We start from the raw sequence: 23,281 nt of genomic DNA on the forward strand, positions 1-23,281 counted from the left end.
TGGTCGAATCCCGGGCACGAAAAAGCGCGGGGCAAGTCTGCACTTGCCCCGCGCTTTCGATTCCGGATCTTCGAATCGGCACCCTGGTCGACCGGCACGACGCACCGGTCGAGAGCGTCGCTTACTCTTTGACCGTGCCCGCATAGCGGCGGCGGAACTTGTCGACGCGGCCACCCACGTCCAGCGACTTCTGCTTGCCGGTGTAGAACGGGTGCGAATGGCTGGAGATATCCACCTTGATCAGCGGGTACTCATTGCCGTCTTCCCACTTGATGGTTTCCTTGCTGGACATGGTCGACTTGGTCAGGAACGAGAAGTCGGACGACAGGTCCTGGAACACCACCGGGTTATAGTTCGGATGGATAGCAGGCTTCATGACAGGCTCTAAAGCGGTGGTGAAAAGAGCGGCATTGTAACGAGAAATTGACCGCCGCCGCAAGCCTGCGCTCATTCAAACGCCGGACCGGAGTGCCAGCGCGAGCCCACACGCGCTTCAGCCTTGCGCACCCAGGGCGCGCCGTACCATGGCGGAAAAGCGTGCATGATCCACTTCCAGCACGATATTCGCCTGTGCCGGACGGCCCAGCCGCGCGGCCCAGTCGACCACCGTGGCGCCGCGAGTCAACCGGCCGTCCAGCTCCACCGCCACCGCACGCGTCTCCCGGCGGGTGACGATAGCCGGATCGATCGCCACCGCCATCGCCAACGCGTCGGCAGCGATCAAGCCACGGCGATCGCGCTTCGCGTTGTACTGGCGCGCCGTCGCGACGACCCTTCCGAAGAAGTCCGCGCGCCGGTCGCCGGCCGCCAGCCAGCCATCGAATTCGGCATCGTCGAAGGCATGCCGCAAGGTCGCCTCCCAGTCGACCAGGTCGAATGAAGGGAACGCTTCGAATACCACGTGCGCCGCCTCCGGGTCGAAACCGATATTGAACTCGGCCGGCACCCTGCCGGTGTTGCCATGGCCGGTCACCGCACCGCCCATCACGACCAGCCGCGCGACCCGCTCGGGCAAGCTGGGGTCCAGCCGCAGCGCCAGCGCCAGGTTGGTCAATGGCGCCAGCGCCACCAGTGTGAGTTTGCCAGGACGCTCGCGGGTCAGCCGCAGCAAGGCCAGTGCTGCCGACTCGGCCGACAGCGTAGCCTTCGGTTCCGGAAAACCGATATCGCCGAAACCGTCCGTGCCATGCACGAATGCGGCGTCCTCCTCCGCCGCACGCACCAGCGGCGTGGCACACCCGGCGAACACCGGCGCCGTGCTGCCCAGCAGATCGAGCAAGACACGCGCATTGCGCACGGTATGGTCGAGTCCCACGTTGCCGGCGGCGATGCTCAGGCCGGCGATGTCGGCATGCGCATGCGCCATCAGGATCGCCAGCGCGTCGTCCACGCCGGGATCGGTATCGATCAGGAGTTGCGGTTTGCTCATGAAATAGAGGTCGGCTCGGTGCAATGGACTAGCTTAGCGGAACGGACATGGCGGATAGCCGTGCCTCACGCATGCACGAAGCGCGCGGCGCCGCCGATCCAGCGCTCGATCAACTGCTCGGTCTGCCGCGGATGTTCCTTCAACATGTGTTCGCCGACCTGTTGCACCGCCGGCAGCAGATGCGCGTCGCGGGTCAGGTCGGCGATGCGGAAACTGAGCTGGCCGGTCTGGCGGGTACCTAGCACTTCGCCGGGACCGCGCAGCTCCAGGTCCTTTTCGGCGATGCGGAAACCGTCGTTGGTGTCGCGCATCACCTGCAGCCGCTCGCGCGCCAGCTGGCCCAGCGGCGGCTGATACAGCAGCACGCAATTGGAAGCTAGCGCGCCGCGGCCGACCCGGCCGCGCAGCTGATGCAGCTGGGCCAGGCCGAGCCGCTCGCTGTTCTCGATCACCATCAGGCTGGCCCTGGGCACGTCCACCCCGACCTCGATCACCGTGGTCGCCACCAGCACGGCCAGTTCGCCGGCCTTGAACGCGTCCATCACCGCCTGCTTCTCCTTGGGTTTCATGCGGCCGTGAATCAGGCCGATCCGGAATCCGCTCAACGCGGCGGACAGTTCGGCGTGCGCCACTTCGGCCGCCTGCGCGCGCAGCTGTTCGGATTCCTCGATCAGCGTGCACACCCAATATGCCTGGCGTCCCTCGGCGCAGGCCGCGTGGATGCGCTCGATCACCTCCAGCCGCCGTGCATTCGAGATCGCGATGGTCTGCACCGGCGTGCGGCCCGGCGGCAGCTCGTCGATCGAGGAGACATCCAGATCGGCGTACGCGCTCATCGCCAGCGTGCGCGGGATCGGCGTGGCGGTCAGTACCAGCTGATGCGGCACCAGCTGGCCATCCTTACCCTTGTCGCGCAAGGCGAGCCGCTGCTGCACGCCGAAGCGATGCTGTTCGTCGACGATCACCAGCCCGAGCCGCGCAAACGCCACCCCTTCCTGCATCAACGCATGCGTGCCGATCACCACCGCCGCCTCGGCGGCGACCCGCTCCAGCGCCAACTTGCGCGCGTTGCCAGTCACCTTGCCGGCCAACCATGCCACCTCGATGCCGAGCGGGCAGAGCCAATGCCGGAAATTGTGCAGATGCTGCTCGGCGAGCAGCTCGGTCGGCGCCATCAAGGCCACCTGATGGCCTGCTTCCACCGCGGCCAGCGCGGCCAGCGCGGCGACCACCGTCTTGCCGCTGCCAACATCGCCCTGCACCAGCCGCAGCATCGGCTTGGCCTGCGCCAGGTCCCGAGCCACTTCTGCACTGACGCGCTGCTGGGCCGCGGTCAGCTGGAATGGCAGTCCGCCCAGCAATCGCGCGCGCAAGCCGCCATCGCCGCCCAGCTTCGGCGCATGCCGGCGACGCACCGCGGCGCGCATGCGCTTCAGGCTCAGATGCTGGGTCAGCAGCTCCTCGAACGCCAGCCGCTGTTGCGCCGGATGCCGGCCCAGCATGAGCTGCCCCAGATGCGCGTCCGGTGGCGGCCGATGCACATACAGCAGCGCGTCACGCAATGAGGTGAGGCCGTGCTCGGCGCACAGTTCGGGCGGAATCAGCTCCAGCCGTTCGGCCGGCGGCAGCAGCGCCATCGCCTTGCCGATCGCGCCCGCCAGCCGCTTCTGGCCCAGCCCTTCGGTGGTCGGATACACCGGGCTGAGCAACTCGTCGACATTGACCGTCTCGTCGGCACCCAGACGCTGGTAGGTGGGATGCACCATTTCCAGCCCTTGCGCTCCATGCCGCACCTCGCCGTAGCAAAGCAGACGGGTGCCTGGCGACAGCTGTTCGGCCTGCACCCGGTTGAAATGGAAAAAACGCAGCAACAAGGTCTGCCGGCTGACGTCTCCGATCGCTACCTTCAACTGCGGGCGATAGCGAAAGCCGCGTTCGACCGCCTCTACCACGCCCTCGACCTGCGCCCGTTCGCCGACGCGCAAATCGGCGATGGCGGTGACCCGGGTCTTGTCCTCGTAGCGCAGTGGCAGGTGAAACCACAGGTCCTGCACCCGTTCCAGGCCCAGCCGCGCCAGTGCCGCGACCAAAGCGGGGCCGACACCGGGCAGCGCACCGACCGGTGCCATGCCCGGGTCGGTATCAGCGGAGGGAGCAGGACGAACGGTGCGGGCGGCCATGACGTGCAAGCCTAACCGAGCATCGTCTCGCATCGTAAGCCGGATACCGACGCCGGCCGTCGGTGCGGGCCGCGCGGAAAATCAGATCATCCCGGTCACGGCAGCACCATCACCGCGTCCACTTCGACCTGTGCCGCCTTCGGCAACCCCGACACCTCGATGGTCGAGCGCGCCGGATAAGGCGGCTGGAAGTATTCCGCCATCACCGCATTGACGGCCGCGAAATTGGCCAGATCGGTGACATAGATGCCAACGCGCACGATCTGCGCCAGCGAACCGCCGGCGGCCTGCGCCACCGCGGTGAGGTTGTCGAACACCCGCCGCGCCTGCATCGTGATGTCGCCGTCGACCATCGACGCGGTGACCGGATCGAGCGGAATCTGCCCGGAGAAATACACGGTATTGCCGGCGCGCACAGCCTGCGAATACGGGCCGATCGCGGCCGGCGCCAGTTCGGTGGCGATGATGTTGCGGGACATGGGGAAACCTCGCACGGGGAAAGACATGATTGTAGGAGCGCACCCTGTGCGCGAAAAGCCGACGGAGCGGCTACGCCAAACCTTTTCGCGCACAGGGTGCGCTCCTACAGCGGATATCGGTGCGCCCCGCTGACCACGCCGGTACGGCGCACGCGACGGATCACGTCAGCCAGGTGCTTGCGGTTCTTCACTTCCATCGCGAACAGCAGAGTGGCGGCGGCGGCGTCGCGCTCGACGTATTCCACATTGTCGATGTTCGAGTCGGCGGCGGCGATCGCCGCGGCCACGGTGGCCAGCACGCCGGGGCGGTTGATCACTTCGATGCGCAGCTCCGCCCGGTAGTCGCCCTGCACGTCGCGGTCCCACTCGATCGCCACGCAGCGCTCCGGCGACTTGCGCAGCTCGGCGACATTGGGGCATTCCTCGCGATGGACCACGATGCCCTTGCCCGACGACAGGTAACCGATGATGTCGTCGCCCGGCAGCGGATGGCAGCAGTTGGCGAAACTGAGTACGCCGCGCTCGGCACCGGTAATGCGGATCTTCTCGTGCGCATGCGGCGACGCCTGCCGCTTGCCGCCGGCCTTCTTGCCGCGCGACGCCAGCAGCTGGCTGGCGACCACGTCGGGCATGCGATTGCCCAGCGCGATATCGGACAACAGCTCCTCCAGCCGCTTGAGCTTGGAGGTTTCCAGGAATCGATCCAGCACGGCGGCAGGGATGCCGTCCAGGCTGCTGCCCTGTGCGTCCAGCGCGCGGTCGAGCATGCGGTGGCCGAAGTCGACCGCGTCCTCGTGCTGCAGGTGTTTCAGGTACTGCCGGATCGCGATACGCGCCTTGCCGGTGACCACCACTTCGAGCCACGCCGGATTCGGCACCGCCGATGGCGCGGTGATGATCTCCACCAGCTGGCCCGACTCCAGCCGCGTGCGCAGCGGCAGCAGTTTCTTGTCCACCCGCGCCGCCACCGCATGGTCGCCGACGTCGGTATGCACGGCGTAGGCGAAGTCCAGCGCGGTGGCATTGCGCGGCAGCGACAGGATGTGGCCGCGCGGAGTGAACAGGTAGACCTCGTCCGGGAACAGGTCGATCTTGACGTTCTCGATGAACTCCGACGACGAGACGGTGTGCGCCGAACTGTCCGCCAGCGACGACAGCCATTCGCGCGCGCGCGCCTGCGCACTGTTGGCCGGGCCGCTTTCGGTCTTGTACGCCCAATGCGCGGCGACGCCGCTTTCGGCCACCGACTCCATCTCGGCGGTGCGGATCTGCACCTCGATCGGCGCGCCGAACGGCCCCAGCAATACGGTATGCAGCGACTGGTAGCCGTTCGCCTTCGGAATCGCGATGAAATCCTTGAAGCGCTTGTCCACCGGCTTGTACAGCGCGTGCACGACGCCCAGCGCCATGTAACAGCTCATCGCGCTGTCGACGACCACGCGAAAACCGTAGACATCCATCAACTGGGCGAAACTCTTGTGCTCGCCGTGCATCTTTGAATAGATGCTCCACGGCGATTTGATGCGGCCGACCACACGGTTCTGCAGATGATCGGCATTGAGTCGCGCCGACAGCGCCGCCTCGATCTTGCCCATCGCCTCGCGACGGTTGCCGATTGCCGCGCGGATGCGCTCGCTGATCACCCGGTAGCGATCGGGGTAGAGCGCCCGAAAGCCCAGGTCCTGCAGCTCCGCCTTGAATTTGTTCATGCCCAGCCGCTGCGCGATCGGCGCGAAGATTTCCAGCGTTTCGCGCGCGATACGGCGGCGCGAGGCGGCATCCTTGGCGCCGAGCGTGCGCATGTTGTGCAGGCGGTCGGCCAGCTTGATCAGGATCACGCGCAGGTCGCGCGCCATCGCCAGCAGCATCTTGCGGAAACTCTCCGCATCGGCTTCCTGGCGACTGCCGAAGCGCATCTTGTCCAGCTTGGTGACGCCATCGACCAGCTCGGCCACCACCTCGCCGAACTCGGCGGCCAGCGCTTCGCGGCTGAGCTCGGTATCTTCCAGGGTGTCGTGCAGGATCGCCGCAATGATCGTTTCGGCATCCAGCCCCAGTTCGGCCAGGATCCCCGCCACCGCCACCGGATGGGTGATGTACGGTTCGCCGCTCTTGCGCTCCTGGCCGGCATGCGCCTGCGCGCCGATCTGGAAGGCTCGCAGCACGCGCTCGACCTGCGCGTCGGGCAAGTAGGCAATGCGTTCTTTCAGTGCCAGCACATACGGCGGCAACGCGGATGGATCGACCGACGCGGAATGGGTCGCCGCTGTCATCGGAATTGGCGCCAGCTCAGGCGCCCACCTCGTCACCGATGCGGCTATGGCACGTGGCTGCCGGACGCGCGCAGGCCATCGCACCGGGCCAGCCGGTGCAGCAGTCGCGCGTTCTACAGCAGCCGTCGTCCATCAGTCGTCGCCGCCCTTGGACAGATCGTCATCGACCTCGGCCGCGGCCCACTCCAGCGCTTCGCGCTCGGCGCGCTCGCGCTCGGCCTTGTCGATCTGATCGATCGTGGCCTGGTCGATGCGGCGGGCCGCGATCTCGCGCAGTGCCAGCACGGTCGGCTTGTCGTGATCGGGATTGACTGCCGGCTCGGCGCCCTTCTCCAGCTGGCGCGCGCGCTTGGTTGCCATCAGCACCAGTTCGAAACGGTTATCGACCACCTCTAGGCAGTCTTCCACGGTAATACGTGCCATGCGAAATCCTTAAAGAAAAAAATGACTTATATGGTCTGACAGTGTAGCCAGCGGGTGCTTTGCTGGCAATGCGGGCAACGCGTATCATGGCGGGCTGCGCTCGGATCGTCACCGCATCGCGCCGCCTGCGTTGAATGGATCTCGCGTTCCCGACGGCGAAAGCACACGGAAAGCCGTGCAAGATATAAAACCAGACGGTACACTTATACCGCCCTTCGACGCGAATCCCCCGCACCCATGCCCTCACTGTTTCGACTTCCCTCACTGAGCCGATGGTTGCCCGTGCTCGCGGTCGCCCTGCTGGCAGGCTGCACGATCGCCAAGCCACGCACCGACGACCCGCTGGAGAAATACAACCGGGGCGCCTACAAATTCAACGACGCGGTGGACAAGGCGGTGGTCCGCCCGGTCGCGGTCGGCTACCGCAAGGTGACCACGCCCCCGCTGCGTCGCTCGTTCAGCGATTTCTTCACCAACATCCGGATGCCGATCACGGTCGCCAACGACCTGCTGCAGGCACGTCCGAAGCAGGCGCTGCAGAGCACGAGCCGGTTCCTGGTCAACCTGACCCTGGGCATCGGCGGCTTCTTCGATCCGGCCAGCCAGCTCGGACTGCCGCTGGAAGACAACGACTTCGGCATTACCCTGGCACGCTGGGGCGCACCCGAAGGCGATTTCCTGATGTTACCGTTCTTCGGCCCCAGCACCGCCCGCGATATCTGGCACCTGCCGGTCGACAGCTACTTCTTCGATCCATTGAGCCTGTATGCCAGCAACCATGATTACAACGGCCTGGAGTATCTGCCGCAGGCGATGTATCTGGTGACCTTGCGTTCGCGCGCAATCGACGCGGAGAGCTTCCTGAAGTCCGCTTACGATCCTTACGTGTTCCTTCGCGATGCGTACCGGCAACAGCGCCTGTACGCGATCTACGACGGCAACCCGCCGGCCGAGCTCATCCAGCAGATGCAGGGCCTGGACGACAAGAATTTCGATCCCGACGAGCTGCTGGATCAGCAGCACCAGTGGGAAAACAAGCATCCGGACAAGACGACCAACCAGCCGCAATCGCACTGATGCCTTCACTGATGCCGTGACACAAGAAAGGGGCCATATGGCCCCTTTCTGTTGTTGCGGCCTGGCCGATGAAGGATCAGGCGAGCAGAGGTTCGACCTCGCAGACCTGCGCCAGCACCCGCATGCCGGCCGGCATCTGGACGACTTGCAAGGCCTGTCCGCGCCGACGGGCTTCGGCCGCGACGGCCAGCACGCAGGCAAGACCGGCGCTGTCGCTCTGGCGGATACCCGTCAGGTCGAGCCGCGCCACGCTGCCCGTGGCTAACGCGGACTGGATCGCCCGCAACGCCGCTGCCGCCGTATCGAAACTCAACACGCCGCTCACGCCGAGCGTCCCCGGTGTGCCGGTATCCAGTAGGAACCGGGGCTCGGCGGCGACGCTCACTTCGCGTCCTTGTTGTCCTTGGCCATCGTCTCCAGCGCCTGTTCGCCCTGGGTTTCGAGGTTCTTGATCAACTGCTCGATGCCGACCTTGCGGATCTCGGCATCCACCTGGTTGCGGTAGTTGGTGACGTAGGAAATACCTTCGATGACCACGTCGTAGGCCTTCCAGTCGCCGCTGCGACTCTTGCGGAACGCGTAGTCGATCGACACCAGCTTGCCGTCGTCCAGCACCACCTGGGTACGCACCATGGTGCGTTTGTCGTTGAGGTCGCCATTGAACGGCAGCACCTTGACCCGGCCGCGGGAATAATTGAGCAGACCCTCGGCATAGCGGTGCGTGATCGAATTGTAGAACGCCTTGGCGAAGCGCTCGCGCTGCTCCGGGGTGGCTTCGCGGGCATGCTGGCCGAGCACCAGGATCGAGGCATAGTCGATGTCGAAGTGCGGCAGGAACACTTCGTCGATGATGTTGATCAGTTTTTCCTGATTGTGCTTCAGCTCGTCACGATGCCCCTCGATCGCCGATGCCAGCTGATCGGCAATGCCCTGCACGATCTGTACGGGTGTCTGGGCCTGTCCGGCCGTGGCCGGCGCGGCGGCCGCCTGGGCGAATGCAGGGGCGGCTACGACAGTGCCGAACGCGAGGGCGGTGGCCAGTGCCAGTCTGCGCAACATGAATAACTCCTTCAGCAAACAGAACCGGCTCAATGTTTGCCGGCGGGGGTATCGGATGGTTTGCCGTTGCCGGCGTCTTTCTTGTCGTTGGGCGAACCGTTGACCAGGAACTTGCCGATCAGATCCTCCAGCTGCATCGCGGACTGGGTCAGGATCATCTCGTCGCCGTCCTTGAGCGCGTCAGGCGAGCCGCCGGGCTGGATCGCAACATACTGGGTGCCGATCAAACCGCTGGTGAACACCGCGGCGGAGGAATCGTCCGGAATCGCGTTGTAGCGTTTATCGATCGCCAGCACGACCTGCGCATTCAACTTGACCGGATCGGCATGCACCGACTGCACGCTGCCGATCACCACGCCGGCCATCTTCACCGGCGCACCGGCCGAGAGCGAACCCACGTTGCTGAAGTCCGCCCTCACCGTATAGCTGCCGCCGACATTGTCGACCACGCTGCCCGCACCGAAGAACTTGCCCAGCATTTCTTCCAGCGGCTCGGTCGACTTGGTCCGCGACAGCGTGCCTCCGGCCGCCACCATCTGCTTTGCGCTGCCGTACTGGATGCCCACGTACTGGTCGCCGAGCAGGCCGCTGGTGAAGATGGTCGCCACCGAATCCTGCGGAATCTTGTCGTAAGTCTTGTCGATCGACAGCTTCACTTCGGCCACCTCGTGGCCCGGCGTCAAGGTGATCGACTTCACCTGACCGACCCGAACGCCGGCGATCTTCACCGGCGCGCGCTCCTTGAGCTGGCCGATGTTGGTGAACTGGGTGTCGACGATGTAGCTGTCGCCCTGGCGCACGTTGGCCACCGAGCTGGTCTGGGTGGCCAGATAAGCCAGCGCGGCAAAGCCCAGCACGATGAACAGGCCGGTGCCGACGGCATAGGAACTTCTCGGTTGGCTCACGGCACGATCCTCGATGGGGTACGGATATTCGAAATGGAGTTCATGGCAGTCACGTCGGCACACTCACATGAGAAACGCGGTAAGCACAAAGTCCAGAGCCAGGATCGCGATCGACGAGGCGACCACGGTGCGGGTGGTGGCGTAGGCCACGCCCTCGCTGGTCGGCGGCGTGGTGAAGCCCTGGAATACCGCGATCAGCGACACCACGGCACCGAACGCCAGGCTCTTGAGCAACACGCCGTTGACGATGTCGGTATGCACGTCCACCTCCGCGGTCATGTTCGACCAGAAGGTGCCGTTGTCGATGCCGAGCCAGGTCACGCCGACCAGATGGCCGCCCAGCACGGCCATCGCGCAGAACACGCAGCACAGCAGCGGCATCGCGATCAGCCCGGCCAGGAAGCGCGGCGTGGCGACATAGGCGATCGGATCGACCGCCATCATCTCCATCGCGTCGATCTGGTCGGTGGCGCGCATCAGGCCGATCTCGGCGGTGACCGAGGTGCCCGCGCGGCCGGCGAACAACAGCGCGGTGACCACCGGCCCCAGTTCTCGGTACACCGACAACGCCACCACCATGCCGCTGGCCGAGGTGCCGCCGAAGATCGACAGCACGTGGTACAGCTGCAGCATCAGCACCATGCCGACGAACAGGCCGCAGACCATGATGATGGTCAAGCTCATCGCACCGACGAACCACAGCTGGCGGATCGTCTCGCGGACGTAGCGGAAGCTGCGCGGAATCGCCGCCAGCAGGGTCAGCAGGAACAGGCCGCAGTTGCCGATCTGGGTCAGCGACTGGATCACCACGTTATTGCTATGTGGTGCGCGCACGTTCATTTCGCTGCTCCAGTAAAGCCCAATGCCTGTGCCAGATCGCCGGCCGGATACTGGAACGGTACCGGGCCGTCCGGTTCGCCGCCGAAGAACTGCCGCGTCCACGGCGACCCGTCGTTCGCAATGGTCTTCGGATCGCCCTGCGCCACCACCTTGCCGTTGGCGATCAGGAACACATGCTCGGCGACCTGCTTGACCGCCTCGAGTTCGTGCGCGACCAGCACGCTGGTGATGCCCAGCGTCTGGTTGAGGGTGCGGATCAGTTTCAGGACCTGGTTCAGCGCCACCGGATCGAGTCCCACGAACGGCTCGTCGTACAGGATCAGCATCGGATCGAACACGATCGCCCGCGCCAGTGCCACGCGCCGCGCCATGCCCCCGGACAGTTCGTTCGGCATCAGTCGCGCCGCACCGCGCAGCCCGACCGCCTGCAGCTTCAGCAGCACCAGGTTGCGGATCAGCACTTCCGGCAACTGCGTGTGCTGGCGCAAGGGAAACGCCACGTTCTCGAACACGTCGAAATCGGTCAGCAAGGCCGAGTTCTGGAACAGGTAGCCGATGCCTTCGCGCATCTTGTACAGCTGTTCGCGCGACATGTCGGCCACGTTCTCGCCGTTGACCCGGATCTCGCCGGCATCGGGGCGCATCTGACCGGTGACGTGCTTGAGCAAGGTGGTCTTGCCGGTGCCGCTGGGACCCATGATCGCAGTGACCTTGCCGCGCGGAATGTCCAGATCCAGCGCCTCGAAGATGGTCTTGCCGTTGAGTACCGTGGTCAGGCCGCGGATACGCACCAGGGTGCTGTCGTCGGGCGGCTGGCGGTCAGGTTGAGTCATGGAGACTTCGGCCACAAAGGAGGACAAGGTAATCGAACGCGCGCCGCAACGCCATGCGGCTTCCTACAACGCCAGCAATTCGGTGATCAGCGATTCATGCCGCTGCCACTGCAGGGCGCTGCGCAGGCGCACCGCCCGCACGATCGCCTGCAAATCGGCCAGTGCATCCTCGAACACGTCGTTGACCAGGATGTAGTCGAATTCGTGCGCATGGGCCATCTCGCCGCGCGAATTGCGCAGCCGGCGCTCGATCACCTCGGCGCTGTCCGAGCCGCGGCCGCGCAGGCGCCGCTCGAGCTCCGCCCGGGACGGCGGCAGGATGAACACGCTGACGCAATCGGGCTTGCTGCGGCGGATCTGCTCGGCGCCCTGCCAGTCGATCTCCAGCAGCACGTCGCGCCCCTGCGACAGCAGCTCCTGCACGGACGTGCGCGAAGTGCCGTACAGGTTGCCGTGCACTTCGGCATGTTCGAGAAAGACGCCCTCGGCGATCTCGCGCTCGAACTCGGCGCGCTCGACGAAATAGTAATGCCGCCCGTAAAGCTCGCCGGTGCGCGGCGGCCGCGTGGTGTGCGACACCGACAGCGAGATCGCCGGCTCGCGCTCGAGCAGCGCGTTCACCAGGGTGGACTTGCCGGCGCCCGAAGGCGCGGCGACCACGAACAGCGTGCCCGCTTCAACCGACATGATGCGAAGCTCCTCGCTCTCTCTCCCCCGAGGGAGAGGGCCGGGGTGAGGGGCCGGGGCTTGCGCAGAACTCGTCTTCATTCGATGTTCTGCACCTGTTCGCGCAGCTGCTCGATCAGCACCTTCAGCTCGACCGCCGCATTGGTGCTGCGCGCGTCGACCGACTTGGAACCCAGGGTGTTCGCCTCGCGATTGAACTCCTGCATCAGGAAATCCAGCCGGCGTCCGACCGGTTCCTGCAGCCCCAGCACCCGGCGCGTTTCGCCGATGTGCGTGCTGAGCCGGTCGAGTTCCTCGTCCACATCGGTGCGGGTGATCTGCAATACGAGTTCCTGTTCGAGCCGGCCCGGCTCGACCGGCTGCTTGAGATCGGCCAGTCGCGTTTCCAGCCGGGTGCGCAACGCGGCGCGGATCTCCGGCATCCAGCCGCGCACGTCGGCGACCACGCGTTCGATGCCGTCCAGCTTGTCGCGCAGGATCTCGCCCAGCTTCTCGCCCTCTCTTTCGCGGGTCGCGGCGAGCGCGTCAAGCGCCCGATCGAGCACGTCGAACAGCGCGGCCTGCTGCGCTTCCGGATCCGTCTCGGCCTGCTGCATCACGCCGGGGAAGCGCAGCAATTCGGTGAACTGCACCTGCATGGCGGGAAACAGCGCGGCCATGTCCAGGTTCAGCTCCGACAGGCGCGACAGCAATGCGCCGTTGACCTGCAACGAATCGCTGCGCGCATCGCCGCCGCGCAAACGCACGGTCAGGTCGAGCTTGCCGCGCGACAGCTTCGCCGCCACCCGCTCGCGCAGCTGCGATTCGAAATTGCGCAACTCGTCCGGCAATCGCGGACTGATTTCCAGATAGCGATGGTTGACCGTGCGCAGCTCGCAGCTGAGCGTACCGGCGGGACCGGTGGTTTCGGCACTGGCGTAAGCCGTCATGCTGCGGATCATCTGTCGCCGTCCGGACGTGGGGATGAGAGTGCAATGGTAAACTCTCCCGTCCCGCCTTGCCCAATCCGGCCAAGCGACGCCAGGAACTGCCCCATGAATTCCGTCACCCGTCCCAGTGGCCGCGCCAGCGACCAGCTGCGCACTGTCACCATCGAACGCCACTACACCCGCCATGCCGAGGGTTCGGTGCTGGTGAGCTTCGGCGACACCCGCGTGCTGTGCACTGCCAGCATCGAGGATCGCGCACCGGCATGGCTGCGCGGCAAGGGCGAAGGCTGGATCACCGCCGAATACGGCATGCTGCCGCGCGCCACCAACACCCGCATGCAGCGCGAGGCCGCGCGTGGCGGCCAGGGCGGCCGCACCATGGAAATCCAGCGCCTGATCGGCCGCTCGCTGCGCGCCTGCGTCAATCGCCAGGCACTGGGCGAACGCGTCATCACGCTGGACTGCGACGTGCTGCAGGCCGACGGCGGCACCCGCACTGCCGCGATCACCGGCGCCTATGTGGCGCTGGTCGATGCGGTGAATCTGCTGATGAAGCGCGAGAACCTCAAGCGCAATCCCATCGTCGGCGCGGTCGCCGCGGTGTCGGTCGGTATCTACCAGGGCCTGCCGGTGCTCGACCTGGATTACATCGAGGACTCAGGTTGCGACACCGACATGAACGTGGTGATGAACGACGGCGGCGGCTTCATCGAAGTGCAGGGCACCGCCGAGGGCCATGCCTTCCGCCGCGACGAGATGGACGGCCTGCTGATGCTGGCCGAGAAAGGCATCGGCGAACTGGTCGCGGCGCAGCGCGCGGCGCTGGCGCTGTAAGCCGGGAATCGGGAATCGGGAATCGGGAATCGATCGATGATGCAACGGGTGATACTGGCCAGCAGCAATCGCGGCAAGGTCGCGGAGTTCAACGCGCTGCTTGCCGACAGCGGCTTCGAGGTGGTGGCGCAGTCGAGCCTGGGCGTCGCGGACGCCGAGGAAACCGGCCTCAGCTTCGTCGAGAACGCGCTGCTCAAAGCGCGCCACGCGGCCCGGGCCGGCGGCCTGCCTGCGCTGGCCGACGACTCCGGCCTGTGCGTGGAGCACCTGCACGGCGCCCCCGGGCTGTATTCGGCGCGCTATGCCGGCGGCCACGGCGACAGCGCGGCGAACAACGTGAAGTTGCTGCGGGCACTGGACGGCGTGCCCGCGGCGCAGCGCGGCGCGTTCTTCATCTGCGCGCTGGTATTGCTGCAGGATGCCGACGACCCCGCCCCGCTGATCGCCGAAGGCCGCTGGCACGGCCGCGTGCTCGACACGCCTCGCGGTGAACAGGGTTTCGGCTACGACCCGCTGTTCCTGCCGCATGGCCAGGCGCTCAGCGCCGCCGAACTCGATCCGGCGCTGAAGAACCGCCTCAGCCATCGCGGCCAGGCGCTGGCGCAGCTGCACGCGAGGCTGGCCGAACGCCACGCATGAGCCTGCTCGCGCCACCGCTGTCGCTGTACATCCACATGCCGTGGTGCGTGAAGAAATGCCCGTACTGCGATTTCAACTCACACGGCCTGCGCAGCGAGCCGCCGCCGTACGCCGACTACATCGATCATCTGCTGGCCGATCTGGATGCCGATCGCGTCGATTTCAGTGCGGCGCTGGAAAGCCGGCCTGTAATCAGCGTGTTCTTCGGCGGCGGCACGCCCAGTTTGTTCGCGCCGGAGCTGATCGGCCGGCTGCTCGATGGCGTGCGTGAACGCCTGCCGCTGGCCACCGATGCCGAGATCACGCTGGAAACCAACCCCGGCACGGTCGAGCACGGCCGTTTCGACGGCTATCTGGCGGCCGGCGTCAACCGCATCTCCTTCGGCGTGCAGAGCTTCGACGACGACAAGCTGAAACGGCTAGGCCGCATCCATTCGGCGAACGAGGCGGAGGCCGCGGTGAAGTCGGCGCAGGACGCCGGCTACACCAACATCAACCTCGACCTGATGTACGCGCTGCCGCAGCAGACGCTGGACGGTGCGCTGGCCGACGTGGAGCGTGCGGTCGCGCTCGAGCCCACGCACATCTCGCATTACCAGCTGACCCTGGAGCCGAACACCGCGTTCGCCGCCAACCCGCCGCCGCTGCCGGACGACGACCACGCGTGGGCGATGCAGGAAGCCTGCGAAGCCCGTCTCGCCAATGCCGGCTATGGCCAGTACGAAATCTCCGCTTACGCACTGCCGGGCCGGCGCTGTGTGCACAACCTCAACTACTGGCAGTTCGGCGATTATCTCGGCATCGGAGCGGGCGCGCACGGCAAGCTCAGCGACACCGTGAGCGGCCAGGTGCGGCGGCGCTGGAAAGCCCGCCACCCGCGTGCCTATCTGGAAGCCCGCGGTGGTGCCGCGCGCATCGGCGGCGACAACGTGGTCAGCGCCGCCGAACTCCCGTTCGAGTACATGTTGAACGCGCTGCGCCTGATCGACGGCGTACCGCTGACCGCCTTCTCCGAACGCACCGGCCTGAGGCCCGGGCGCATCGCCGCCGGACTGGCCGCGGCCCGCGGACGCGGCTGGCTGCACGACGATCCGCAGCGGCTGCATGCCACCGTGCCGGGCCAGCGCTTTCTCAACGATGTGATCGCCAGTTTTCTCGACTGAGATTTCTCGACCGGAGCGCCCCCCAGCGATGGCATAGACGCGGCAACCGGCATAGACTGGCTGCCTCGGGGGAAACCACAGGTTCTTGCATGGATGTCGGACAGGATCGACGCCGCCAGCTGACGCCGCCGCAGGGCCGCTGCCTCGGCAGCGGCCGCTGGCCCGCGCGCGCGCAGCGGCAGCTCGAAGCCAGCTATACCTTGTCCGTCGAGGGGTTGCACGAACCGCTGCGACGCTGCCTGGGCGAATTCGAGAAGCAGCTTTTTGCGCTGGCGGAACGGGCGGCCCGAGCGGATGAGCAGCAGGACTGCTTTGCGAGCCGGCAACGCGTGCTGCAGGATCGGACCACGTTCGAACAGCGCTTCATGGAGCTGCTCGGCACCGCGATCGATGAGCTCGACAATGCCGTCGGCAAACCTGCCAACAAGGCGGACGAAGCCAAGCCATGGCAATCGCTGGAGCTGCTCGATACGGGCGAGCAGGAGCTGTCCATGACGCTGGAGCAACTGGGCGCCCGCGGCGAGGTGCGCCATAGCAACGTGCTGTACGAGCTGAGCTATCGGATGGGCGTGCTGATCGGCGCGCCCCCCCTGGAAGGCCAGGCGCTGCCGCTGGGGCCGCACGCACTGGCACGGGTATGCCATCAGGCCAGCGCCGAACTCGAGCTGCCGCGGAAACACCAGTTACTGCTGCTGCAGCACTTCGATCGGTGGGTGCTGCAATCGCTGGCGCCGCTGTACGACGCCATCAATGTGCAGCTGAAGGCCGATGGCATCCTGCCGCAGCTGCGCAGCATTCCGATTCCCCGCCATATCGGCAAACGGCCGCGCGCCGCCGACGTCGAAGCCGCGGCACCCGCCGAACCGGCCGCAGCCTCCTCCACCGGCAACCCGGGCACGATGCAGGGCGTGCCCGGCGGCGGCTCCCACGGCGGCTCCATCGAAGTACTGGAATCGCTGCGCGACCTGCTGGCGCAGCAGCGCGCCAATCTGGGCAACGCCCACGGCCAGCCGAGCGGTCGCGCCGCCAGCGAGGAAGAACTGCAGACCGCGCTCGGCGCGCTGCAGCAGCATCTGGCCCAGGTCACCGATCATGCCAGCCGCGAACTGCGCAGCGCCGCACGGCTGCGCGAAGAATTGCTGGCCCAGCTCAACTTCGGCAAGCCCAGCGACGCCCCGCGTACCCAGCTCAGCGGCGAACAGGGCGACAAGGTGGAACTGGTGGCACGGCTGTTCGAACAGCTCGGCCAGCAACTGCAACATGGCGGCAATGCCAAGACCTTGCTCAGCGACCTGCAGTTGCCGGTGCTGCGCATGGCCGTCGCCGACCGTACTTTTTTCGAGAAGCGCGAGCATCCGGCGCGCCGGCTGCTGGACACCGTCACCGCGACGGCCAACGACTGGCTCGACGGCAGCGACGACGAAAGCAACCGGCCACTGGCAACCAAGCTCGAACAACTGGTCAGCCGCGCCAATCAGGAACCGCCCAGCGCCGGTCTGTACACCACCTTGCTGGCCGATATCGAGCATCACCTGGCCCTGCTCACACGCAAGGCGCAGGCTGCCGAACGCCGCCACGTGGAGGCGGCGCAGGGGCGCGAGCGGCTGGATCGGGCGCGCCAGCGCGCCAGCGAGCTGATGGCCGAACGCTTTGCGCAATCGCCGCCACGCGGCCTGCTGCGCGCACTGCTGGACCGGGCGTGGTCGGACGTGCTGGCACTGACCCTGCTGCGTCACGGCGAGGAAAGCGATGCGTTCGGCGCACAGCTGGCGATCACCGATCAGCTGCTCGGTCGCCTGCCCGTCGGTGACCGCGCGACATTGCAGCGAAACGTGGAGAGCGGCCTGCAACAGATCGGCATGCATGCCGAGGAAGCGGTGCAGGTGGCGCAGCGGCTGCTCGGGGCGGGTAAACCCGACCCGGCGGTGGAACTGCCCAGCGCCACCGATCTCGCGCTGCGCCTGAAACAGCATCAGCGCCTGGGCGAACATCAGGCTGCCCAACCCGAGCCGGCAACCAGTCATCCCGCACAGGCTTCCGAGCAACCAGCACAGACTCCTGCACGTGCCCGGCCACAGGCGCCGGAACCCAGCCCGCGTGAGCGTCGCATCGAGCAGCATCTGCGCGAGCTCCCGTTCGGCAGCTGGTTCGAATTCGTCGATCCGGCCAGCGGCCAGATCACGCGACGCAAGCTGGCCTGGTATTCGCCGATGTCCGGGCGTTGTCTGCTGGTCAGCCGGCGCGGTCAGCGCGGCGAGGAAATGAGCCTCAGCCAGCTGGCCCACGAGATTGCCGGTGGCCGCGTGTCCGAGGTGGTGGAGCAGCGCGAGAGCCTGCTCGATCGCGCCTGGCGCAGCCTCACCGGCAGCCTGCGCCAGTCGGCCGTGGCCAAGCCGTCCATTGCACCCGGATCCGATCGTCGATGAGCTCCATCAACCAGCGCCGCGCCGAGCGCAAGCACACACCCGTCACGGCCATCGTGACCGACGTGATCAGCGGCCTGCCGATCGGCCACCTTGGCAATATTTCCAGCAGCGGCATGCTGCTGATCGGGGCGCAGGAGCCGCGCAGCGAAGCGCTCTATCAGGTAAGCCTGTGCCTGCCGGGTTCGGGTCGGATGCTGACGCAGTCGCAACCGATCGAGGTCGGCATCCAGGAGCAATGGCACGAATCCGCCGCCAGTTCCGGGCAGATCTGGGCCGGCTACCGCATCGTGGCGATCAGCGATGCCGATGCCGCCCGCCTCGACAGCTGGCTGGCGCAAGCCTGACCTTCGCTGGCGGTCGCGGCGCCCGCGCGGCATCATGGGCGCCTGCTTTCCCCTTCCCCCATCGCGGGCTTTCCCGGCCCCGCATGCGAGAGCGGCTCGCGGCACGGCGGTCCGTTGTCACACGCCCAGCGATCCGGCAGCGAGAGCTGCCCACCGCCCGCAGGAGTTTCCATGCACGATCAGGTCGCTTCGCTGTATCCGCACCATCTGTCCACCCTGCGCGAGCGCGCCGACCAGGCACTCGCGCTGGGCGGTTTCGATCACCTGCTGATCGCCGCGGGCACGCCGCTGCGCAAGTTCCTGGATGACCAGGACTATCCGTTCGTGGTGAGTCCGCACTTCAAGCACTGGCTTCCGCTGACCGATGCGCCGGGCAGCTGGATCGCCTACACGCCGGGCCGCAAGCCGAAACTGATTTTCCTGCAGCCGCACGACTACTGGCATGTGGTGCCGGAAGCGCCGCACGGCTATTGGGTCGAGCACTTCGACATCGTGCTCGTGCGCGATGCCGCCGACACGCTGGCCGCGCTGCCCGCCGGCAGGCGCGCCGTGATCGCCGCGGCTTGTCCCGCCATCGACGGCGTCGAAGCGAACAACCCGCCGGCGGTACTCGACTATCTGCACTGGCACCGCAGCTACAAGACCCGGTACGAACTGATGCTGATGCGCGAAGCCAGCCGCATCGGCACCCGCGCGCACCGCGCCGCCGAAGCAGCGTTCCGCGCCGGCGAAAGCGAGTTCGGCATCCACCTGGCCTACCTCGCCGCCGCGCGACAGACCGATGCCGAACTGCCGTACGCCAGCATCGTCGGCCTCAACGAACATGGCGCAGTGCTGCACTACACGAATTTCGCCCGCCTGCCCCCGGCGCGCAGCCGCTCGTTCCTGATCGATGCCGGCGCCAGTGCGGCCGGTTATGCCAGCGACATCACGCGCACCTACGCCGCACCGCAGGCAGCAGAATTCCAGGCATTGATCGACAGCGTCGATGCCGCGCAGCAGGGTTTCGTCGCCAAGGTGCGCGCCGGGCAAAGTTATCCCGAACTGCACATCCACGCCCATCACGTGCTGGCCGACGTGCTGCGCGAACACGGCTTCATCCGCATGAGCGCCGAGAGTGCGGTCGAATCCGGCGTGAGCAGCGCGTTCTTCCCGCACGGCCTGGGCCATCCGATCGGCCTGCAGGTGCACGATGTCGCCGGCTTCCAGCAGAGCGAACGCGGCGGCAGCATTTCACGCCCCGCCGGCCACCCCTATCTGCGCATGACCCGCGTGCTGGAGCCCGGCATGGTGGTGACCATCGAGCCGGGCCTGTACTTCATCGACATGCTGCTGGAAGAACTGCGCACCAGGCCGGTCGCCGCCGACATCGACTGGGCCAGAGTCGACTCTTTCCGCCAGTACGGCGGCATCCGTATCGAGGACGACGTGGTATGCACCAGCGACGCGCCGGAGAACCTCACCCGCGACGCGTTCGCACAACACGACTGACCCGCCGGGAAAAAGCCCGCCTGCTGCACCGTACCGTCGAATTCCGACAACCGCCGGCACCGTATATTGTGCCGGGCGGACGTCACCCTCACGCCCGCCGGTCATGTCGGTGGCGTGCGCTGCATGTGGCGGGGATGCGAGCGGAGCTTGGCGTACTCCACGGCGGTGAGGACGATGATCAGCAGATCGAACAGCGTCAGCACGAGATAGCCTGGCGTGAGGCCAGCCACGGCCATGTGGTAAAGCTGGTAGGCCGCGAACAGTGCGGTCAGCACGATCAGTCCCGGATAGGCCCACAGCCGGCCACGCACGATCTCCAGCACCACGACCAGCTTCGCCACGCCGTGCGAGAGCAGATAAGCTGCCGCGAACAGCATGGCGTGCTGCTTGAAGTGGGCCACCCATTGCAGGACGTGGGTCGCGAGGAAATCGCCCGGGTCCTCGCGCAACTCCGGCGCGAAGAAAGCGGCAGCCCTGCCCTGCAGCCATTGCGGATCGATCAGCAGCAGCCACAAGCCGCCCGCCACTTCGCTCAGGGCATCGACCGCCTTGAGCCCGAGCGCGATGGCGAACGCCTTGTCGACCGCCGTCTGCATGGATGAGTGTCGCATGCGTCTCTTCAATCCGGTACGTGTCTTCATCCGGGACGCGCCGCCGCCTGCTTCTTCCGGGTGGCCCCGATCGCCACTCACGCTAAAGCCGGAAGGACCTGAAATAAAGAGCCCGGCCGGGGCCGGGCTCGGGTCGAACCGTGCCGTTCAAGCTCAGTCACCATCATCATCGTCGTCGTAACGCGATCCGTATGGCGCGCCGTACACAATGGTCCGCGTGACCACCGGCGCACGCTCGTAGATCACCCTGGCAGGCTCACGATAAACCACCGTCGGCGGCGCTTCGTAATAACCCGGTGCTGGAGCGACGGCACTGTCGATAAGGCCCGCCACGGCACCGGCTACCACTGCGCCCGCAATCCACCGGCCACCGTCCCTGTCATCGTCGCGATGCCAGTCGTCGCGATCTCCGTGCCAGTCGCCGCGGCCCCAACCGTGCTGATGCCAGCCGCCATGAGCCCAGCCGTGGCCCCAGCGGTCATGGGCCGATGCGCCCAGCGGCGCGGCGCACAACACCGCAACGGCCAGTCCGATCAACATCTGCTTGGCAACCACGCGCTTGACCATGACACACCTCCGTCGGTTCTATCTCGATGTCCGGCTTGTCGTACTTCATGCGACCCGGGAATCCAGCCGATTGATCCACCGTACTGGGCGAATCATCGATACCCGCCTGCAACCGCCGGCTCGCATGGTTCCTGGATACGCCTCGATTCTTAGGGGTAACTTAGCCGCCGGCCTCCCGGCCGATGGTGTACAGCTCGCAGTCACGAACGCGGACGGGCGCGCATTGCCGCGCGGCATTCTGCCACTGCGGCATCCGTCCGCACGGCGGCTTCACGTTCACGGCGTATGCTGCCGGGCATGTAACGCACAGGGTCGCCGCCGCATGTCATCGTCTGGGGAATCGCTTCGTGATGCGGTGCGCCGTCCGCCGCGCAGGCTTTCCGCCGAACTCGCACCTGGCGTGCCGGCCCGGATCGCGTTGCCGACGCCGATCGGACGCATGGCGATCGCGCCGCATCCCAAGCTCGAAGCCAGCCGCGCTGCGGCCGGCCCCGCTTCTCCACCTTCGCAGGAAGCCCGTCCATGATGATCGACCCCGACGTCGTCACGCTGTCGCGCCTGCAATTCGCGCTGACTGCGCTGTATCACTTCCTGTTCGTGCCGCTGACGCTGGGCCTGGTGTGGATGCTGGCGATCATGGAAAGCGTGTACGTGATGACCGGGCGCGAGGTGTGGAAGCGCATGGTGCAGTTCTGGGGCGTGCTGTTCGGCATCAATTTCGCGATGGGCGTGGCCACCGGCGTGACGATGGAGTTCCAGTTCGGCATGAACTGGGCGTACTACTCGCATTACGTCGGCGACATCTTCGGCGCGCCGCTGGCGATCGAGGGCCTGATGGCGTTCTTCCTCGAAGCCACCTTGGTCGGCGTGTTCTTCATGGGCTGGGATCGCATCTCGCGGATCAAGCATCTGCTGGTGACGTGGTTCCTCGCGCTGGGCACCAGCCTGTCGGCGCTATGGATCCTGATCGCGAATGCGTGGATGCAGCATCCGGTGGGTTCGCGCTTCAATCCACAGACGATGCGCATGGAGGTGACCTCGTTCTCCGACGTGTTCTTCAATCCGGTGGCGCAGGAAAAATTCGTGCACACGGTAAGCGCCGGCTATGTGCTGGGCGCGATGTTCGTGCTGTCGATCAGCGCCTGGTACTTGCTGCGCGGACGCAATGTCGATTTCGCCAAGCGCTCGATGACGGTGGCGGCGAGCTTCGGCCTCGCCGCGGCGCTGTCGGTGGTGGTGCTGGGCGATGCGTCGGGCTACACCGTGTCGCTGAATCAGAAGATGAAGATGGCCTCGATCGAGGCGATGTGGCACACCGAGCCGGCCCCGGCGTCGTTCACCTTGTTCGGCATACCCGACGTGCAGCAGCGCACCACGCACTACGCCGTGAAGGTTCCCTGGGTGATGGGCCTGATCGGTACCCGCTCGATCGACGAGACGATGCCCGGCATCGCCGAACTGGTGGATGCAGCCAAGGGCCGCATCGGCAACGGCATCCAGGCTTATGACGCCATGCTGATGCTGCGCCAGGACAAGGACAACGCAGCAGCGAAGGCCACCCTCGCCGCGCACGACAAGGACCTCGGCTACGCCCTGCTGTTGAAGCAATACGTCGACGATCCACGCCAGGCCACACCGACAGACATCCAGAAGGCTGCCGACAGCACGATTCCGAACGTGCCGGTGCTGTTCTGGGCGTTCCGCATCATGGTCGGCTGCGGCTTCTATTTCATCGCGCTGTTCGCGTTCTCCTTCTGGAAGGCCAGCAGACGCCAGCTCGATACTCAGTGCTGGTATCTGCGCCTCGCGCTGTACAGCCTGCCGCTGCCATGGCTGGCGATCGAGCTGGGCTGGATCGTCGCCGAATACGGCCGCCAGCCATGGGCGATCGAAGGCGTGCTGCCGACGGCGCTCGGCGTGTCCTCGGTCGGTGCCGGCCAGGTGCTCACCTCGCTCGGCGGCTTCGTGCTGTTCTATACCGCGCTGGCGATCGTCGACGTGGTGCTGATGCTGAAGTTCGCCCGCAAGGGGCCGGATGGCCTGGGCATCTGGCCGTCCATGGCTCCATCCACAGCAGCCGCTCACTGAGGAC

At 66.3% G+C, this 23,281-nt stretch carries 23 protein-coding genes; 8 read left to right on the forward strand and 15 right to left on the reverse strand.

The genetic code is table 11. The annotated features are described in order from the left end of the window. Window positions 1–121 precede the first annotated feature (121 nt). From ACFPPB_RS10975 to rpoZ, 6 genes are all read right to left on the reverse strand, one after another. Window positions 122–376 carry a type B 50S ribosomal protein L31 gene (locus ACFPPB_RS10975; protein ID WP_377326970.1) on the reverse strand — a complete coding sequence of 85 codons (255 nt, stop codon included), beginning with the start codon at window positions 374–376 and terminating at the stop codon, window positions 122–124. Between the two features lie 117 nt (window positions 377–493). Beyond that, window positions 494–1,429, reverse strand: a complete 936-nt coding sequence (locus ACFPPB_RS10980) for a nucleoside hydrolase (RefSeq protein ID WP_377326972.1) — start codon at window positions 1,427–1,429, stop codon at window positions 494–496. 65 nt (window positions 1,430–1,494) lie between these two features. Further along, window positions 1,495–3,609, reverse strand: coding sequence for an ATP-dependent DNA helicase RecG (gene recG, locus ACFPPB_RS10985; RefSeq protein ID WP_377326974.1), 2,115 nt, complete (start codon window positions 3,607–3,609; stop codon window positions 1,495–1,497). A gap of 95 nt (window positions 3,610–3,704) precedes the next feature. Continuing rightward, window positions 3,705–4,088: a Rid family detoxifying hydrolase gene (locus ACFPPB_RS10990; protein WP_377326976.1), complete on the reverse strand. Its 384-nt coding sequence runs from the start codon at window positions 4,086–4,088 to the stop codon at window positions 3,705–3,707. A gap of 104 nt (window positions 4,089–4,192) precedes the next feature. Beyond that, window positions 4,193–6,376 carry a RelA/SpoT family protein gene (locus ACFPPB_RS10995; RefSeq protein ID WP_377327114.1) on the reverse strand — a complete coding sequence of 728 codons (2,184 nt, stop codon included), beginning with the start codon at window positions 6,374–6,376 and terminating at the stop codon, window positions 4,193–4,195. Between the two features lie 117 nt (window positions 6,377–6,493). Next, on the reverse strand, window positions 6,494–6,784 hold the full coding sequence (gene rpoZ, locus ACFPPB_RS11000) for a DNA-directed RNA polymerase subunit omega (protein WP_007509529.1): 291 nt from the start codon (window positions 6,782–6,784) through the stop codon (window positions 6,494–6,496). A gap of 237 nt (window positions 6,785–7,021) precedes the next feature. On the opposite strand from rpoZ, the gene ACFPPB_RS11005 reads away from it, so the two are divergent. Then, on the forward strand, window positions 7,022–7,861 hold the full coding sequence (locus tag ACFPPB_RS11005; RefSeq protein ID WP_377326978.1) for an MlaA family lipoprotein: 840 nt from the start codon (window positions 7,022–7,024) through the stop codon (window positions 7,859–7,861). 76 nt (window positions 7,862–7,937) lie between these two features. Here the strand turns inward: ACFPPB_RS11005 and ACFPPB_RS11010 are convergent, their stop codons facing one another. From ACFPPB_RS11010 to ACFPPB_RS11040, 7 genes are all read right to left on the reverse strand, one after another. Next, window positions 7,938–8,246, reverse strand: coding sequence for an STAS domain-containing protein (locus tag ACFPPB_RS11010; RefSeq protein ID WP_377326980.1), 309 nt, complete (start codon window positions 8,244–8,246; stop codon window positions 7,938–7,940). Next, window positions 8,243–8,920: an MlaC/ttg2D family ABC transporter substrate-binding protein gene (locus ACFPPB_RS11015; RefSeq protein ID WP_377326982.1), complete on the reverse strand. Its 678-nt coding sequence runs from the start codon at window positions 8,918–8,920 to the stop codon at window positions 8,243–8,245. Before ACFPPB_RS11015 ends, ACFPPB_RS11010 begins: the two co-directional genes overlap by 4 nt. 29 nt (window positions 8,921–8,949) lie before the next feature. After that, on the reverse strand, window positions 8,950–9,825 hold the full coding sequence (gene mlaD, locus ACFPPB_RS11020) for an outer membrane lipid asymmetry maintenance protein MlaD (protein ID WP_377326984.1): 876 nt from the start codon (window positions 9,823–9,825) through the stop codon (window positions 8,950–8,952). A gap of 63 nt (window positions 9,826–9,888) precedes the next feature. Next, window positions 9,889–10,665, reverse strand: a complete 777-nt coding sequence (mlaE, locus tag ACFPPB_RS11025; protein ID WP_377326986.1) for a lipid asymmetry maintenance ABC transporter permease subunit MlaE — start codon at window positions 10,663–10,665, stop codon at window positions 9,889–9,891. Further along, window positions 10,662–11,498: an ABC transporter ATP-binding protein gene (locus ACFPPB_RS11030; protein WP_377326988.1), complete on the reverse strand. Its 837-nt coding sequence runs from the start codon at window positions 11,496–11,498 to the stop codon at window positions 10,662–10,664. The genes mlaE and ACFPPB_RS11030 overlap by 4 nt, the downstream gene beginning before the upstream one ends. 63 nt (window positions 11,499–11,561) lie before the next feature. Continuing rightward, window positions 11,562–12,185 carry a guanylate kinase gene (gene gmk, locus ACFPPB_RS11035; protein ID WP_377326990.1) on the reverse strand — a complete coding sequence of 208 codons (624 nt, stop codon included), beginning with the start codon at window positions 12,183–12,185 and terminating at the stop codon, window positions 11,562–11,564. A gap of 77 nt (window positions 12,186–12,262) precedes the next feature. Further along, complete coding sequence (locus ACFPPB_RS11040; protein WP_377326992.1) at window positions 12,263–13,126, reverse strand: YicC/YloC family endoribonuclease; 864 nt, start codon at window positions 13,124–13,126, stop codon at window positions 12,263–12,265. A gap of 93 nt (window positions 13,127–13,219) precedes the next feature. Between ACFPPB_RS11040 and rph the strand changes: the two genes are divergently transcribed. From rph to pepQ, 6 genes are all read left to right on the forward strand, one after another. After that, complete coding sequence (rph, locus tag ACFPPB_RS11045) at window positions 13,220–13,948, forward strand: ribonuclease PH (RefSeq protein ID WP_377326994.1); 729 nt, start codon at window positions 13,220–13,222, stop codon at window positions 13,946–13,948. A gap of 39 nt (window positions 13,949–13,987) precedes the next feature. Then, complete coding sequence (gene rdgB / locus ACFPPB_RS11050) at window positions 13,988–14,587, forward strand: RdgB/HAM1 family non-canonical purine NTP pyrophosphatase (RefSeq protein WP_377327116.1); 600 nt, start codon at window positions 13,988–13,990, stop codon at window positions 14,585–14,587. Beyond that, the gene (hemW, locus tag ACFPPB_RS11055; RefSeq protein WP_377326995.1) at window positions 14,584–15,750 is read left to right on the forward strand and encodes a radical SAM family heme chaperone HemW; all 1,167 of its coding nucleotides are present in this window, start codon (window positions 14,584–14,586) and stop codon (window positions 15,748–15,750) included. The genes rdgB and hemW overlap by 4 nt, the downstream gene beginning before the upstream one ends. Before the next feature lie 89 nt (window positions 15,751–15,839). After that, window positions 15,840–18,176 (forward strand): DUF1631 family protein, encoded by a 2,337-nt coding sequence (locus tag ACFPPB_RS11060; RefSeq protein WP_377326997.1) that lies wholly within the window; start codon window positions 15,840–15,842, stop codon window positions 18,174–18,176. Then, entirely contained in the window at window positions 18,173–18,520 is a 348-nt protein-coding gene (locus ACFPPB_RS11065; protein ID WP_377326999.1) for a PilZ domain-containing protein, read from the forward strand. Before ACFPPB_RS11060 ends, ACFPPB_RS11065 begins: the two co-directional genes overlap by 4 nt. 171 nt (window positions 18,521–18,691) lie before the next feature. Continuing rightward, complete coding sequence (pepQ, locus tag ACFPPB_RS11070; RefSeq protein WP_377327001.1) at window positions 18,692–20,011, forward strand: Xaa-Pro dipeptidase; 1,320 nt, start codon at window positions 18,692–18,694, stop codon at window positions 20,009–20,011. Window positions 20,012–20,112: 101 nt separating this feature from the next. Here pepQ and ACFPPB_RS11075 read toward each other — a convergent pair whose 3' ends face one another. Both ACFPPB_RS11075 and ACFPPB_RS11080 read right to left on the reverse strand, forming a co-directional pair. Continuing rightward, window positions 20,113–20,622 (reverse strand): DUF2127 domain-containing protein, encoded by a 510-nt coding sequence (locus ACFPPB_RS11075; protein ID WP_377327003.1) that lies wholly within the window; start codon window positions 20,620–20,622, stop codon window positions 20,113–20,115. 153 nt (window positions 20,623–20,775) lie between these two features. After that, window positions 20,776–21,189 carry a hypothetical protein gene (locus ACFPPB_RS11080; protein WP_377327005.1) on the reverse strand — a complete coding sequence of 138 codons (414 nt, stop codon included), beginning with the start codon at window positions 21,187–21,189 and terminating at the stop codon, window positions 20,776–20,778. Between the two features lie 525 nt (window positions 21,190–21,714). On the opposite strand from ACFPPB_RS11080, the gene ACFPPB_RS11085 reads away from it, so the two are divergent. Then, window positions 21,715–23,277, forward strand: coding sequence for a cytochrome ubiquinol oxidase subunit I (locus ACFPPB_RS11085; RefSeq protein ID WP_377327118.1), 1,563 nt, complete (start codon window positions 21,715–21,717; stop codon window positions 23,275–23,277). Window positions 23,278–23,281: the final 4 nt, after the last annotated feature.

The sequence above is a fragment of the Rhodanobacter terrae genome (assembly GCF_042657005.1).
GTDB classification, from domain to species: domain Bacteria; phylum Pseudomonadota; class Gammaproteobacteria; order Xanthomonadales; family Rhodanobacteraceae; genus Rhodanobacter; species Rhodanobacter terrae.

Excerpts from the sequence above, each read along its gene's own strand:
- ACFPPB_RS10975 (WP_377326970.1), bottom strand. The coding sequence starts at position 376 with ATGAAGCCTGCTATCCATCCGAACTATAACCCGGTGGTGTTCCAGGAC.
- ACFPPB_RS10980 (WP_377326972.1), bottom strand. The coding sequence starts at position 1,429 with ATGAGCAAACCGCAACTCCTGATCGATACCGATCCCGGCGTGGACGAC.
- recG (WP_377326974.1), bottom strand. The coding sequence starts at position 3,609 with ATGGCCGCCCGCACCGTTCGTCCTGCTCCCTCCGCTGATACCGACCCG.
- ACFPPB_RS10990 (WP_377326976.1), bottom strand. The coding sequence starts at position 4,088 with ATGTCCCGCAACATCATCGCCACCGAACTGGCGCCGGCCGCGATCGGC.
- rpoZ (WP_007509529.1), bottom strand. The coding sequence starts at position 6,784 with ATGGCACGTATTACCGTGGAAGACTGCCTAGAGGTGGTCGATAACCGT.
- ACFPPB_RS11005 (WP_377326978.1), top strand. The coding sequence starts at position 7,022 with ATGCCCTCACTGTTTCGACTTCCCTCACTGAGCCGATGGTTGCCCGTG.
- ACFPPB_RS11015 (WP_377326982.1), bottom strand. The coding sequence starts at position 8,920 with ATGTTGCGCAGACTGGCACTGGCCACCGCCCTCGCGTTCGGCACTGTC.
- mlaE (WP_377326986.1), bottom strand. The coding sequence starts at position 10,665 with ATGAACGTGCGCGCACCACATAGCAATAACGTGGTGATCCAGTCGCTG.
- ACFPPB_RS11030 (WP_377326988.1), bottom strand. The coding sequence starts at position 11,498 with ATGACTCAACCTGACCGCCAGCCGCCCGACGACAGCACCCTGGTGCGT.
- gmk (WP_377326990.1), bottom strand. The coding sequence starts at position 12,185 with ATGTCGGTTGAAGCGGGCACGCTGTTCGTGGTCGCCGCGCCTTCGGGC.
- ACFPPB_RS11040 (WP_377326992.1), bottom strand. The coding sequence starts at position 13,126 with ATGATCCGCAGCATGACGGCTTACGCCAGTGCCGAAACCACCGGTCCC.
- rph (WP_377326994.1), top strand. The coding sequence starts at position 13,220 with ATGAATTCCGTCACCCGTCCCAGTGGCCGCGCCAGCGACCAGCTGCGC.
- rdgB (WP_377327116.1), top strand. The coding sequence starts at position 13,988 with ATGCAACGGGTGATACTGGCCAGCAGCAATCGCGGCAAGGTCGCGGAG.
- hemW (WP_377326995.1), top strand. The coding sequence starts at position 14,584 with ATGAGCCTGCTCGCGCCACCGCTGTCGCTGTACATCCACATGCCGTGG.
- ACFPPB_RS11060 (WP_377326997.1), top strand. The coding sequence starts at position 15,840 with ATGGATGTCGGACAGGATCGACGCCGCCAGCTGACGCCGCCGCAGGGC.
- ACFPPB_RS11065 (WP_377326999.1), top strand. The coding sequence starts at position 18,173 with ATGAGCTCCATCAACCAGCGCCGCGCCGAGCGCAAGCACACACCCGTC.
- pepQ (WP_377327001.1), top strand. The coding sequence starts at position 18,692 with ATGCACGATCAGGTCGCTTCGCTGTATCCGCACCATCTGTCCACCCTG.
- ACFPPB_RS11075 (WP_377327003.1), bottom strand. The coding sequence starts at position 20,622 with ATGCGACACTCATCCATGCAGACGGCGGTCGACAAGGCGTTCGCCATC.
- ACFPPB_RS11080 (WP_377327005.1), bottom strand. The coding sequence starts at position 21,189 with ATGGTCAAGCGCGTGGTTGCCAAGCAGATGTTGATCGGACTGGCCGTT.
- ACFPPB_RS11085 (WP_377327118.1), top strand. The coding sequence starts at position 21,715 with ATGATCGACCCCGACGTCGTCACGCTGTCGCGCCTGCAATTCGCGCTG.